The organism is Streptomyces sp. NPDC054794, assembly GCF_053611585.1.
In genome coordinates this window covers 128,537-141,650 of the sequence record NZ_JBSHAQ010000020.1, presented here as the reverse complement: position 1 = coordinate 141,650, position 13,114 = coordinate 128,537, and the positions used below count along the sequence as shown (strand labels likewise).

Annotated in this window: 9 protein-coding genes; 2 read left to right on the top strand and 7 right to left on the bottom strand. The window is 70.6% G+C overall.

Features of this window, described 5'->3' with window-relative positions; translation table 11 throughout:
* Positions 1-105: 105 nt before the first annotated feature.
* The 7 genes from ACWGKT_RS22525 to ACWGKT_RS22495 form a co-directional block, all read right to left on the bottom strand.
* A complete protein-coding gene (locus tag ACWGKT_RS22525) occupies positions 106-1,116 on the bottom strand; it encodes a PAC2 family protein (protein WP_235452868.1) in 1,011 nt (336 codons plus the stop codon).
* A 162-nt stretch (positions 1,117-1,278) separates the two neighbouring features.
* Positions 1,279-1,950, bottom strand: a complete 672-nt coding sequence (locus tag ACWGKT_RS22520; RefSeq protein ID WP_235452866.1) for a FadR/GntR family transcriptional regulator — start codon at positions 1,948-1,950, stop codon at positions 1,279-1,281.
* Between the two features lie 175 nt (positions 1,951-2,125).
* Positions 2,126-2,449, bottom strand: coding sequence for a hypothetical protein (locus ACWGKT_RS22515; RefSeq protein WP_453275076.1), 324 nt, complete (start codon positions 2,447-2,449; stop codon positions 2,126-2,128).
* 96 nt (positions 2,450-2,545) lie between these two features.
* Positions 2,546-4,162 carry a glycerol-3-phosphate dehydrogenase/oxidase gene (locus tag ACWGKT_RS22510; RefSeq protein ID WP_356143928.1) on the bottom strand — a complete coding sequence of 539 codons (1,617 nt, stop codon included), beginning with the start codon at positions 4,160-4,162 and terminating at the stop codon, positions 2,546-2,548.
* A gap of 47 nt (positions 4,163-4,209) precedes the next feature.
* On the bottom strand, positions 4,210-5,748 hold the full coding sequence (gene glpK, locus ACWGKT_RS22505) for a glycerol kinase GlpK (protein ID WP_356143926.1): 1,539 nt from the start codon (positions 5,746-5,748) through the stop codon (positions 4,210-4,212).
* A gap of 90 nt (positions 5,749-5,838) precedes the next feature.
* A complete protein-coding gene (locus ACWGKT_RS22500; RefSeq protein WP_356143924.1) occupies positions 5,839-6,633 on the bottom strand; it encodes an MIP/aquaporin family protein in 795 nt (264 codons plus the stop codon).
* Positions 6,634-6,986: 353 nt separating this feature from the next.
* Complete coding sequence (locus tag ACWGKT_RS22495; protein ID WP_356143923.1) at positions 6,987-7,751, bottom strand: IclR family transcriptional regulator; 765 nt, start codon at positions 7,749-7,751, stop codon at positions 6,987-6,989.
* Positions 7,752-8,027: 276 nt separating this feature from the next.
* Between ACWGKT_RS22495 and metH the strand changes: the two genes are divergently transcribed.
* Both metH and ACWGKT_RS22485 read left to right on the top strand, forming a co-directional pair.
* Positions 8,028-11,543, top strand: a complete 3,516-nt coding sequence (gene metH / locus ACWGKT_RS22490) for a methionine synthase (RefSeq protein ID WP_453275075.1) — start codon at positions 8,028-8,030, stop codon at positions 11,541-11,543.
* Positions 11,544-12,337: 794 nt separating this feature from the next.
* The gene (locus ACWGKT_RS22485) at positions 12,338-13,039 is read left to right on the top strand and encodes an HAD family hydrolase (protein WP_453275074.1); all 702 of its coding nucleotides are present in this window, start codon (positions 12,338-12,340) and stop codon (positions 13,037-13,039) included.
* Positions 13,040-13,114 lie beyond the last annotated feature (75 nt).

Here is a 13,114-nt window from a genome sequence, read left to right as displayed (position 1 = left end):
AGTTGCCGGCAGGGTGCTGTGGACGATCAGGGGGTCACCTGTGGCGGGAGCGGCCACAGGGGTGCCCGGCACGAGGGCGGTACGCGTGTCGCGTACCGCCCCGGCTCAGTCCTCGGAGGTGTCCTCGTCGTCGCTCTCGGGCGTGCCCGTGCTGCCGCCGGGGCCCGCGGAGCCGGGCCGCGGGGGCTTCGGCGGGCGGGTCTTCCCGCTGGGGTTGTCCCGCAGGTACGACGAGCCGTCCCCGCCGTCCGCCGTCGCGTGTCCGCCCGGCGGGTTGACGTCCCTGCGCCGCAGGTAGCGCTCGAATTCGCGGGCGATCGCCTCGCCCGACGCCTCCGGCAGCTCGGCGGTGTCCCGGGCCTCCTCCAGCGTCTGGACGTACTCGGCGACCTCGCTGTCCTCCGCGGCCAGCTGGTCCACGCCCACCTGCCAGGCACGCGCGTCCTCCGGCAGCTCGCCCAGCGGAATGCGCAGGTCGAGCAGGTCCTCCAGCCGGTTCAGCAGGGCCAGCGTGGCCTTCGGGTTCGGCGGCTGCGACACATAGTGCGGGACCGCCGCCCACAGTGACACCGCCGGGACGCCCGCGTGCGTGCACGCCTCCTGAAGGACGCCGACGATGCCCGTGGGGCCCTCGTACTTGGTCTCCTCCAGGTCCATGCGCTGGGCCAGGTCCGGGTCGGAGGTGACCCCGCTGACCGGCACCGGACGTGTGTGCGGGGTGTCACCGAGCAGGGCGCCCAGGACGACCACCAGCTCCACACCCAGCTCGTGGGCGAAGCCGAGGAGCTCGTTGCAGAACGATCGCCAGCGCATGGACGGTTCGATACCGCGGACCAGCACCAGGTCCCGCGGCTTCTCGCCGCCGACCCGGACCACCGACAACCGTGTCGTCGGCCAAGTGATCTTGCGGACGCCCGCATCCATCCACACCGTGGGGCGATTCACCTGGAAGTCGTAGTAGTCCTCGGCGTCCAGCGCCGCGAACACCTCGCCCTTCCACTCGCGCTCCAGATGCGCGACCGCGGTGGAGGCGGCGTCACCGGCATCGTTCCAGCCCTCGAACGCGGCCACCATGACTGGGTCGATCAGCTCGGGAACTCCCTCCAGCTCGATCACCCAGCGCCTCCTTCCGACGTGCCCTCGCGTACGTCCCAACCTTACGGCGTCCATCGGGGGCGCCCGCAGCCCCCTTGCACGGGGGAGTGAACGGATCACTGCCCCGTTCATCACCCGCGAACACCCCTCGTCGGTGGGGAGCCTCGGTGGCCCGCCGAGGTGTCACAGGGTGCTGCGCAGCCACTGCTCCACGCTCGCGATGTGCACGGTCGCCCAGGAACGCGCCGCCTCCGCGTCCCGGTCGCGCAGCGCGGCCAGGATCGCCCGGTGCTCGCGCAGCGTGCGGGCCACCGCGTCCTCCTGGGTGAGGCCGCGCCAGATCCGGGCCCGCGTGGTCGGCCCGGACAGGCCGTCCAGCAGGGAACACAGCACCGAGTTGCCGGCGCTCTGCACGATGCCGCGGTGGAACTCCAGGTCGCAGGCGACCAGTTCCTCCACCGAGGGTGCGGCGCCGAGCTCGTCCAACTGGGCGGAGAGCGTGTCCAGTTGCCGCTCGCTGATCCGGGCGGCCGCCATCGCCGTGGCGGCGGGCTCCAGGATGCGGCGCACGGCCAGGAACTCCAGCACCGTGTCGTCGCGGTGGAAGTCGACGACGAAACTCATCGCCTCCAGCAGCAGTTGGGGATCGAGGCTGGTGACGTAAGTGCCGTCGCCCTGCCGTACGTCCAGGATCCGGATCAGCGACAGGGCGCGCACCGCCTCCCGCAACGAGTTGCGGGACAGCCCCAGTTCGGCGGCGAGTTCGCTCTCCTTGGGCAGCCGGTCGCCGGGCCGCAGCGCACCGGAGACGATCATGTCCTTGATCTTCTCGATCGCCTCATCGGTGACCGCCATGGCGGGCCTCCCTGTCGCTCAGACCTCCGATGTCTCAGCACATTATGGAGGCACTCCGGAGCCACGTCAGAGCCCTGTCAGAGCCACTTCACTGGACTCGCTCGCGCCGGCGGGGCAGGGGCTGGGCCTGCCGGATGTTCACCGCGTGGTCGGCCAGTCGCCGGTCGGCCGGGGCTCAGCGCACGTCGAGCGGCACCGGGTCCTGGAGCCTGCGCAGCCGGGCCTCCGCCGCCCACTGGTCGCGTACGGCCTCGGCCGGCGCGTCGGCGGCCCGTCGCCGGTCCTCGCCGGCCGACCGAGGAGGCGGGTCGGCGTCGCCGCGCAGGACGTCGGCGACCAGCGCCTCGACCGATACGAACGCGCCGATCCGGTGCCGAACCGCTGTGTCGGAGCCAGCCGCTCCAGTGGCCGAACCGGTGACGAACCGCCTGCCGATGTACGCAGGGGGGACCCGCGCCGGCAGAAGACCGGCGCACGCAGACGAGAGGGACGGCTCCATCGGCGTGGAGCCGCCCCTCTCGTGGCGCCGGCCCCGGTGCGGCGGGGACCGGACCTGCGCGGCTCCGGCCCCGGTCAGGGGGGCCGACGCCGTGGCCTACTTCTTGTCGAGCAGGTCCTGGACCTTGGCGCGGACGTCGTCCGTGGCCAGGCCGCGGATCGTCAGCGTCGTACGGCGGCGCAGCACGTCGTCCGCCGTCTCGGCCCACTCGTTGTCCCGGGCGTAGACGACCTGGGCCCAGATCTCCGGGGCGTCCGGGTGCACCCGCGCGCCGAGCTCCGGGTCGTCGTTGGCCAGCCGGGCGATGTCGAAGGCCAGGGAGCCGTAGTGGGTGGCCAGGTGCTTGGCGGTGTCCGCCGCCATGCGCGGGCCGGGCGCCGGGTTGTCGACGAGCAGGCGGTGGGCGACCGCGCGCGGGTTGGCGACGCCGGGCAGCGGCAGCTTCTTCGGCAGCGAGGAGATCGGCTCGAAGTCGTCGCCCAGCGGGTGGCCGGGCAGCGCCTCCAGCTTCTGCATCACCGTGCGGCCGATGTGCCGGAAAGTGGTCCACTTGCCGCCCGCGACGGACAGCATGCCGCCCTTGCCCTCGGTGACGACCGTCTCGCGCTTGGCCTTGGCGGTGTCGCCGGGGCCGCCCGGCAGCACCCGCAGACCGGCGAAGGCGTAGGTGATCAGGCTCCGGTCGAGCTGCTGGTCGCGCACGGAGAACGCGGCCTCGTCGAGTATCTGGGCTATGTCCTTGTCGTTGACCGAGACGTCCGCCGGGTCACCCTCGAACTCCTCGTCGGTCGTGCCCAGCAGGAGCATGTCCTCCCAGGGCAGCGCGAACGTGATGCGGTACTTGTCGATGGGGGTCGCCAGCGCGGCCTTCCACGGCGAGGTCCGCTTCAGGACCAGATGCGCGCCCTTCGAGAGGCGAATCGACGGCGCGGCGTTCGGGTCCTCCATGCGGCGCAGGTGGTCGACCCAGGGGCCGGTCGCGTTCAGCACCAGGCGGGCGTTGACGCCGAACTCCTCGCCGGAGACCCGGTCCCTGAGGTCGGCGCCGGTGACCCGGCCCTGGGTGAAGCGCAGGCCGGTGACCTCGGCGTGGTTCAGGACGACCCCGCCCGCCTCGACGGTCGCGCGGACCGTCATCAGCGCCATGCGCGAGTCGTTCATCTGGTCGTCGCCGTAGACGGCGACGGCCTTGAGGTTCTCGGTGCGCAGCTCCGGCACGTCCTGCGCGGCCTTCGCGGGGCTGAGCAGGTGACCGACACCGTCACCGAAGGCGGAGAGCGCGGAGTAGGCGAAGACGCCCGCTCCGAGCTTCGCGGCGCCGTGCGGCCCCCCCTTGTACACGGGGAGGTAGAAGGTGAGCGGGTTCGCCAGGTGGGGGGCCACCTGGCGGGAGACCGCACGGCGCTCGAAGTGGTTCTCCGCCACCAGCTTCACCGCGCCGGTCTGCAGGTAGCGCAGACCGCCGTGGAGGAGCTTGGAGGAGGCGGAGGAGGTGGCGCCGGCGAAGTCGCCGGCGTCGACCAGAGCCACCCTGAGCCCGGACTGCGCGGCGTGCCAGGCGGTGGAGATGCCCAGGATGCCGCCGCCGATCACGAGAAGGTCGTACGACGCCTTGGAGAGCTGCTCCCTGGTCTCGGCCCGGCTCGGGTTGGAGCCGGAGGCCGGGTGCGTCCCGAGGGCAGGCACGGACTGCAGGGTGGACTGACTGGTCATTTCGGGTTCTTACTCCTCGTCAGAGTTGGCTGGGCGGTCCGGGCCGCTCAGTCCTCGTCCTCGATCCAGCCCATGGTCCGGTCGACGGCCTTGAGCCAGCTCTTGTACTCACGGTCGCGGGTGTCCGCGTCCATGTGGGGGGTCCACTCGGCGGCCCGGCGCCAGTTGGCGCGCAGTTCGTCCGTGCTGGACCAGAAGCCGACGGCGAGACCGGCGGCGTAGGCGGCGCCGAGGCAGGTGGTCTCGGCGACCATCGGGCGCACCACCGGTGCGTCCAGGACGTCCGAGAGCGTCTGCATCAGCAGGTTGTTGGAGGTCATGCCGCCGTCGACCTTCAGGGCCACCAGCTCGTCGCCGGAGTCCTTGACCATGGCGTCGGCGATCTCCTTGGTCTGCCAGGCGGTGGCCTCCAGGACGGCACGGGCGAGGTGCGCCTTGGTGACGTACCGGGTCAGGCCGGCGATCACACCGCGGGCGTCGGAGCGCCAGTGCGGGGCGAACAGGCCGGAGAAGGCCGGCACGAAGTAGGCGCCGCCGTTGTCCTCGACCGAGAGCGCGAGCGTCTCGATCTCGGCCGCGGTGGAGATCAGGCCCATCTGGTCCCGCATCCACTGCACCAGGGAGCCGGTGACGGCGATCGAGCCCTCCAGGGCGTACACGGTCGGCTGCTCACCGATCTTGTAGCCGACCGTGGTCAGCAGGCCCGCGTAGGAGTTGATGATCTTGTCACCGGTGTTCATCACCATGAAGGTGCCGGTGCCGTAGGTGGACTTGGTCTCGCCCTCGGAGAAGCAGGTCTGGCCGAACAGGGCCGCCTGCTGGTCGCCGAGCGCGGAGGCGACCGGGATGCCGCCGAGGACGTCGCCGAGCTTGCCGCCGATGACCTCGCCGTAGACCTCGGCGGAGGAGCGGATCTCGGGCAGGATCTGCAGCGGCACGCCGATCGACTCGGCGATCTTCTCGTCCCACTCCATGGTGTGCAGGTTCATGAGAAGGGTGCGGGAGGCGTTGGTGACGTCGGTGACGTGCTTGCCGCCGTTGACACCGCCGGTCAGGTTCCAGATGACCCAGGTGTCCATGGTGCCGAACAGGATGTCGCCGGCCTCGGCGCGCTCCCGCAGGCCCTCGACGTTGTCCAGCAGCCAGCGGGCCTTGGGGCCGGAGAAGTACGACGCGAGCGGCAGGCCGGTCTCGCGGCGGAAACGGTCCTGGCCGACGTTGCGGCCGAGCTCCTTGCAGAGCCCGTCGGTGCGGGTGTCCTGCCAGACGAGGGCGTTGTGGACGGGCTCACCGGTGTTCTTGTCCCACAGCACGGTGGTCTCGCGCTGGTTGGTGATGCCGATGGCCTTGATGTCGTCACGGGTGATGCCGGCCTTCTGGATGGCTCCGGCGACGACTTCCTGGACGTTGGTCCAGATCTCATTGGCGTTGTGCTCGACCCAGCCCGGCTTCGGGAAGATCTGCTCGTGCTCCTTCTGGTCGACGGAGACGATGCGGCCGTCCCGGTCGAAGACGATGCAGCGGCTGGAGGTGGTGCCCTGGTCGATGGCCGCGATGAAGGGGCCGGCCGTGTGGGCGTCGGTCACTGTGTGCTCCTGGGAGTTCCGTGGTTACGAGGGCTGTACGTACGGCGCGTGCTGTGAAGCTCGGTGCTCGAAGACGAGGTTCGGTGCTCTTTAAGCAAATGCGACGTTGTAGATGCCTGCGGCGATCGCCGCGCCGATCAGAGGACCGACAACCGGGATCCAGGCGTAGCCCCAGTCGGAGCCGCCCTTGTTGGGCAGGGGCAGGAGAGCGTGCACGAGGCGCGGACCGAGGTCACGGGCCGGGTTGATCGCGTAGCCGGTCGGGCCACCGAGGGACAGACCGATGCCGACGACCACGAAGGAGGTGATCAGGGCGCCCAGGGTGCCGAGGCCGTTGCCCTTGTCGTTGAGGCCCTGCGTGAGCACGGCGAGGACGAGGACGATTGTTCCGATGATCTCCGTGGCGAGGTTCTGCACCGCGTTCCGGATCTCGGGACCGGTGGAGAAGATACCCAGGACCGGGCCGGCGCCCGTCTCCTGGGCCTCGACGGCCTTGGCCGCCGTGGCCTGCGCACCCGGGCCGCCGACGATCTCCTTGTCGGTGAGGTGCGCCTGGAACTGGCCGTAGTAGGCCACCCAGACCAGGGTCGCGCCGATCATGGCGCCCAGCAGCTGGCCGCCCCAGTAGGTGGGGAGGTTGCTGTAGTCGTGGTCCTTGATCGCGAGTGCGAGGGTCACGGCCGGGTTGAGGTGGGCACCGGAGAGCGGTGCCGAGGTGTAGACCGCCGTCAGGACGGCGAAACCCCACCCGAAGGTGATGGCGAGCCAACCGGCGTTACGGGCCTTGGAGGCCTTGAGCGTCACGGCGGCGCAGACGCCTCCGCCGAGCAGGATGAGTATGGCGGTACCGATGGTCTCGCCGATGAAGATGTCGGAGCTGGACACCCGCGACTCCTTTGCCTTGCGTCCAGGGAAGCCGAACCCCGGGTCCCGCCGGGGATCTGGCGCCCTCGGGGGTGAGAGCGATGAGCTGGCCCTTGGCGTTGTCACACCTTAGCGTGTATTGCCGGTAGGTGTTCGACAATGCCGACCGATGGACGGGAGTCTTGCTCCGGCGTTACACCTGCGTCAAGAGTTCTGTTATCGAAAGTGCGATCGTTATTGATCGCCCCTCGTTATTGATCTTCACGCACGAGACGTAGGCATTAGTCCGTTATGTTCATTTCAGGGTATGGCGATGACCGGAACGCCGCCCAGCGTCCCGGTTCTCCCTCGTTCCCTTGTGGCCCCGCGGGGCCCTAGAAGCGGCCGCCGCCCAGGTCGCGCGACACCGCGCGGGCGCAGTCCCGCACCGCCGCGATCAGTTCGGGGCGCAGCTCGCCGTCCCGGCACAGCCGTTCCACGGCGCCGGTGATGCCGACCGCGCCCACGGGCATGCGCCGCCGGTCGTGCACGGGCGCGGCGACGGAGGCCACGCCCTCCCAGGTCTCCTCGACGTCCGCCGCGTAGCCACGCGCGCGTGTCATGTCGAGAACGTGCTCGAAGTCCTCCAGGTCGCACACCGTACGGTCCGTGAACGCCTTGCGGTCGGCCTCCAGGACCTCGCTGTGCGCCACCGGGTCGTACGCCGACAGCACCTTGCCCAGGGCCGTCGAGTGCAGTGGCTGCATGGCCCCGATCTCCAGGACCTGCCGGCTGTCGTCGGGCCGGAAGACGTGGTGGACGATCAGTACGCCCTGCTGATGCAGCACTCCTAGATAGACGCTCTCCCCGCTGGAGCGGGCCAGATCGTCGGTCCACACCAGGGCGCGGGCCCGCAGCTCGTGCACGTCCAGATAGGTCGTGCCCAGGCGCAGCAGTTCGGCGCCCAGCTGGTAGCGGCCGGAGGCCTCGTCCTGTTCCACGAAGCCCTCCTGCTGGAGGGTGCGGAGGATGCCGTGGGCCGTGCCCTTGGCGAGGCTCAGCGACGAGGCGATGTCCGAGAGGCCGAGCCGTCGCTCGCCGCCCGCGAGCAGCCGCAGCATCGCTGCCGCCCTTTCGAGCGACTGGATGTTCCGTGCCATCGCCGTACTGCCTCCGTCTCCTTCGGACTCCGACAGTGTCCTCGACACCGTTCGGCAATGTCGAACACTACCGGTCCATGTCGACCTCCCGCCAATGTTCGGTCGACGCTTGTTACGTCACACGTGGCCTGCGCGTGGCACGGCCGCCACACCCGTCCGCCTCGTGGACGCCCTGCCCATCCAATCCCACTCCCGGCTACTCTGGCGCCGTGCGGCTTCCCCGACCCGATGGGGAGACCGCATAGCCGACAGCCGTCGCACTCCAGGGAGCCCTTCATGGCCTCGTTGCCGCCGTCCCCTTCCGCCGACAGCCGGACCCGCGCGTCCGCCCTCCGAGAGGCGCTCGCCACCCGAGTGGTGGTCGCCGACGGAGCGATGGGCACCATGCTGCAGGCACAGGACCCCACCCTCGACGACTTCGAGCATCTTGAGGGATGCAACGAGATCCTCAACCTCACCCGCCCCGACATCGTGCGCTCCGTCCACGAGGCGTACTTCTCCGTGGGCGTCGACTGCGTCGAGACCAACACCTTCGGCGCAAACCACTCCGCCCTCGGCGAGTACGACATCGCCCACCGCGTGTACGAGCTGTCCGAGTCCGGCGCCCGTGTGGCCCGCGAGACGGCCGACGCCTTCACCGCCCGGGACGGGCGCCAGCGCTGGGTCCTCGGCTCCATGGGCCCCGGCACCAAGCTGCCCACCCTGGGCCACGCCCCGTACACCACCCTGCGCGACGCCTACCAGCGCAACGCCGAGGGACTCGTCGCGGGCGGCGCCGACGCGCTGCTCGTGGAGACCACCCAGGACCTGCTGCAGACCAAGGCCTCCGTCCTCGGCGCCCGCCGCGCCCTGACGGCCCTGGGCCTGAACCTGCCGGTGATCGTGTCCGTGACCGTCGAGACGACCGGCACCATGCTGCTCGGCTCGGAGATCGGCGCCGCGCTCACCGCGCTGGAGCCGCTCGGCATCGACATGATCGGCCTGAACTGTGCCACCGGCCCGGCCGAGATGAGCGAGCACCTGCGCTACCTCGCCCGCACCGCGCGCATCCCGCTGTCCTGCATGCCCAACGCGGGCCTGCCGGTGCTCGGCAAGGACGGCGCCCACTACCCGCTGACCGCGCCCGAGCTCGCCGACGCCCAGGAGACCTTCGTCCGCGAGTACGGCCTCTCCCTGGTCGGCGGCTGCTGCGGCACCACCCCCGAGCACCTGCGCCAGGTCGTCGAGCGCGTCCAGGGCCTCACCCCGCCCGAGCGCCGGCCCCGGCCCGAGCCGGGTGCCGCCTCCCTCTACCAGACCGTGCCCTTCCGCCAGGACACCTCCTACCTGGCCATCGGCGAGCGCACCAACGCCAACGGCTCCAAGAAGTTCCGCGAGGCCATGCTGGAGGCCCGCTGGGACGACTGCGTGGAGATGGCCCGCGAGCAGATCCGCGAGGGCGCGCACCTGCTCGATCTGTGCGTGGACTACGTCGGCCGCGACGGCGTCGCCGACATGGAGGAACTGGCCGGCCGCTTCGCCACCGCCTCCACCCTGCCGATCGTCCTCGACTCCACCGAGGTCGACGTCATCGAGGCGGGCTTGCAAAAGCTCGGCGGCCGCGCGGTCATCAACTCGGTGAACTACGAGGACGGCGACGGACCCGAGTCCCGCTTCGCCAAGGTCACCCGGTTGGCCCAGGAGCACGGCGCCGCACTGATCGCGCTCACCATCGACGAGGAGGGCCAGGCCCGCACCCCGGAGAAGAAGGTCGACATCGCCGAACGGCTGATCGCCGACCTGACCGGGAACTGGGGCATCCGTGAGGAGGACATCCTCGTCGACACCCTGACCTTCACCATCTGCACCGGTCAGGAGGAGTCCCGCAAGGACGGCCTCGCCACCATCGAGGCGATCCGCGAGCTCAAGCGCCGTCACCCCGACGTCCAGACCACGCTGGGCCTGTCGAACATCTCCTTCGGCCTGAACCCGGCCGCCCGCATCCTGCTCAACTCCGTCTTCCTCGACGAGTGCGTCAAGGCGGGCCTGGACTCGGCGATCGTGCACGCGTCGAAGATCCTGCCGATCGCCCGCTTCGACGAGGAGCAGGTGCGTACGGCCCTCGACCTGATCTACGACCGCCGCGCCGAGGGCTACGACCCGCTGCAGAAGCTGATGGCGCTGTTCGAGGGCGCCACGGCGAAGTCGCTCAAGGCCGGCAAGGCCGAGGAACTGGCCGCCCTCCCGCTGGAGGAGCGCCTCAAGCGCCGCATCATCGACGGCGAGCGCAACGGCCTGGAGGCCGACCTCGACCAGGCCCTTGAGACCCGCCCGGCCCTCGACATCGTCAACGACACCCTGCTGGACGGCATGAAGGTCGTCGGCGAGCTGTTCGGCTCCGGGCAGATGCAGCTGCCCTTCGTGCTCCAGTCGGCCGAGGTCATGAAGACGGCGGTCGCCTACCTCGAACCGCACATGGAGAAGTCGGACGCCGAGGGCAAGGGCACCATCGTGCTCGCCACGGTGCGCGGCGACGTGCACGACATCGGCAAGAACCTCGTCGACATCATCCTGTCCAACAACGGCTACAACGTCGTCAACCTCGGCATCAAGCAGCCGGTCTCCGCGATCCTGGAGGCGGCCGAGGAGCACCGGGCCGACGTCATCGGCATGTCCGGGCTCCTGGTCAAGTCCACGGTGATCATGAAGGAGAACCTGGAGGAGCTGAACCAGCGCGGACTCGCCGCCAGCTACCCCGTCATCCTCGGCGGCGCCGCCCTGACCCGGGCGTACGTCGAACAGGACCTGTACGAACTGTACGAGGGCGAGGTGCGCTACGCCCGCGACGCCTTCGAGGGCCTGCGGCTGATGGACGCGCTCATCGGCGTCAAGCGGGGCGTGCCCGGGGCGGCGCTGCCTGAGCTCAAGCAGCGCCGGGTCCGCGCGGCGGGCACGGTCGAGGTCGAGGAGCGCCCGGAGGAGGGGCACGTCCGCTCGGACGTCGCCACCGACAACCCGGTGCCCACCGCGCCCTTCTGGGACACCCGGATCGTCAAGGGCATCCAGCTCAAGGAGTACGCGAGCTGGCTGGACGAGGGCGCGCTGTTCAAGGGCCAGTGGGGTCTGAAGCAGGCCCGCGCCGGGGACGGACCGACGTACGAGGAGCTCGTCGAGACCGAGGGCCGCCCGCGCCTGCGCGGACTGCTGGACCGGCTCCAGACGGACAACCTGCTCGAAGCGGCCGTGGTCTACGGCTACTTCCCGTGCGTGTCCAAGGACGACGACCTGATCATCCTGGACGAGCGCGGCAACGAGCGCACCCGCTTCACCTTCCCGCGCCAGCGCCGTGGCCGCCGCCTCTGCCTGGCCGACTTCTTCCGTCCGGAGGAGTCGGGGGAGACGGACGTCGTCGGCCTCCAGGTCGTCACGGTCGGCTCCCGGATCGGCGAGGAGACCGCGCGGCTGTTCGAGGCGGACTCCTACCGGGACTATCTCGAACTCCACGGCCTGTCCGTGCAGTTGGCCGAGGCGCTGGCCGAGTACTGGCACGCCCGCGTCCGCGCCGAGCTGGGCTTCGGCGGCGAGGACCCGGCCGACATGGAGGACATGTTCGCCCTCAAGTACCGGGGCGCCCGCTTCTCCCTCGGCTACGGCGCCTGCCCCAACCTGGAGGACCGCACCAAGATCGCCGAGCTCCTCCAGCCGGACCGCATCGGCGTCCACCTCTCGGAGGAGTTCCAGCTCCACCCCGAACAGTCCACGGACGCGATCGTGATCCACCACCCGGAGGCAAAGTACTTCAACGCCCGCTGACCCCTCCGGGGGTTCGGCCGGGACACGACGCCCCGCCACTGCCCCCAAGGCCGCCGACGGCCTGGGGCGAACCGGGGCGCCCCCGCGGCCCCTTCCGGTGGCTCGACCGGGGTTCGACGTGGCGCGGCTCTGCCGGGCGGTGCCGTCGGTGGGGCCCGTGCCGGGGCATTGCGAGGCTTGGGCTGGGGTGTCCCGGTGGCCTCCTCCGGTGGCTCGACCGGGTCTCGACGTGGCGCCGCTCCGCTGCCGATCCCCTCTGGGGGCTCGGCGTGCTGCCGCCTTGCCCGGCGGGCTCCGCACACGGCGATCGGGGCGGGGCGCTGGGGGAGGCCCTGGGCCATTCGGGGTGCCCCCGCGGATCACGGGACCCCGGGGCATCCCTCGGCGACGCGGCGTCGACCGGAGCAGCGTGTCTGCCCAGGGCACGAGCGCAAGCAACCTCGGCCCGGCCGCTTCCCCGCACCGGCGCACGCCAAATCGCAGGCCCCGCCGGGGCAGCCGCGCGGGCGTGTCCGCCGTAGGGGGCGTTCCGTCGGTCTCTCGGCCGCCCCGTTCGGGCACCCGGGCGCAAGGCTCCTCGGGGTGTCGGCCGTCCGGCCGACCGCATCCCTGCGTCCCCTTCGCGGGCACGCGAAGTGGCTCCCGGCCTGGTCGCGGGGTGTTTGGGGGATACCCGCGCGCCCTAGTGATAAACAAGGCGTTTCGCCAGGAGGAGTCGTACACTGGTCGATCCACAGCAGGCCGGTTCCCCGTGCGGGAACCGGCCTGGTCGTCCCTCATGGAGGTGCGCCAGGATGACCAGCACGGTCCCCGCGCTCGGAACCCGTACGGCGGAAGGCTCAGCCCTCCAGGCCGTGCTGCTCGACATGGACGGCACCCTGGTGGACACCGAGGGCTTCTGGTGGGACGTCGAGGTGGAGGTCTTCGGCGGCCTCGGCCACGCCCTCGACGACTCCTGGCGGCACGTCGTCGTCGGCGGCCCCATGACCCGCAGCGCGGGCTTCCTCATCGAGGCAACCGGCGCCGACATCACCCTCGCCGAACTCACGGTCCTGCTCAACAACGGCTTCGAGGACCGCATCGAGCGAGCCCTGCCCCTGATGCCCGGCGCCGCCAGACTCCTCGCCGAGCTCTACGAGCACGAGATCCCCACCGCCCTGGTCTCCGCCTCCCACCGCCGCATCATCGACCGCGTGCTGACCTTCCTGGGCCCCCAGCACTTCGCCCTCTCCATCGCCGGCGACGAGGTGTCCCGTACCAAGCCGTATCCGGACCCGTACCTGCTCGCCGCCGCCGGACTCGGCGTGGATCCGGCCAGATGCGCGGTCGTCGAGGACACCGCGACCGGTGTCGCCGCGGCCGAGGCGGCGGGTTGCCAGGTCGTCGCGGTACCGTCCGTGGCACCGATCGCCCCGGCCACCCGCCGTACCGTCGTGACCTCTCTGGAACAGGTCGACCTGGCATTTCTGCACAGTCTGATGACAGAAATGCTCTAGACCTTCACCCAGCGTGCAAATTTCCTCGGGTAAAATCTCTGCATGGTGTGCCACGCGGAATTCCGACCGGCCGAC

Bases quoted from the DNA above. Each gene is read 5' to 3' on its own strand.
- ACWGKT_RS22520 (WP_235452866.1), bottom strand. From the start codon at position 1,950: ATGGCGGTCACCGATGAGGCGATCGAGAAGATCAAGGACATGATCGTC.
- ACWGKT_RS22515 (WP_453275076.1), bottom strand. From the start codon at position 2,449: ATGGAGCCGTCCCTCTCGTCTGCGTGCGCCGGTCTTCTGCCGGCGCGG.
- ACWGKT_RS22510 (WP_356143928.1), bottom strand. From the start codon at position 4,162: ATGACCAGTCAGTCCACCCTGCAGTCCGTGCCTGCCCTCGGGACGCAC.
- ACWGKT_RS22495 (WP_356143923.1), bottom strand. From the start codon at position 7,751: ATGGCACGGAACATCCAGTCGCTCGAAAGGGCGGCAGCGATGCTGCGG.
- metH (WP_453275075.1), top strand. From the start codon at position 8,028: ATGGCCTCGTTGCCGCCGTCCCCTTCCGCCGACAGCCGGACCCGCGCG.
- ACWGKT_RS22485 (WP_453275074.1), top strand. From the start codon at position 12,338: ATGACCAGCACGGTCCCCGCGCTCGGAACCCGTACGGCGGAAGGCTCA.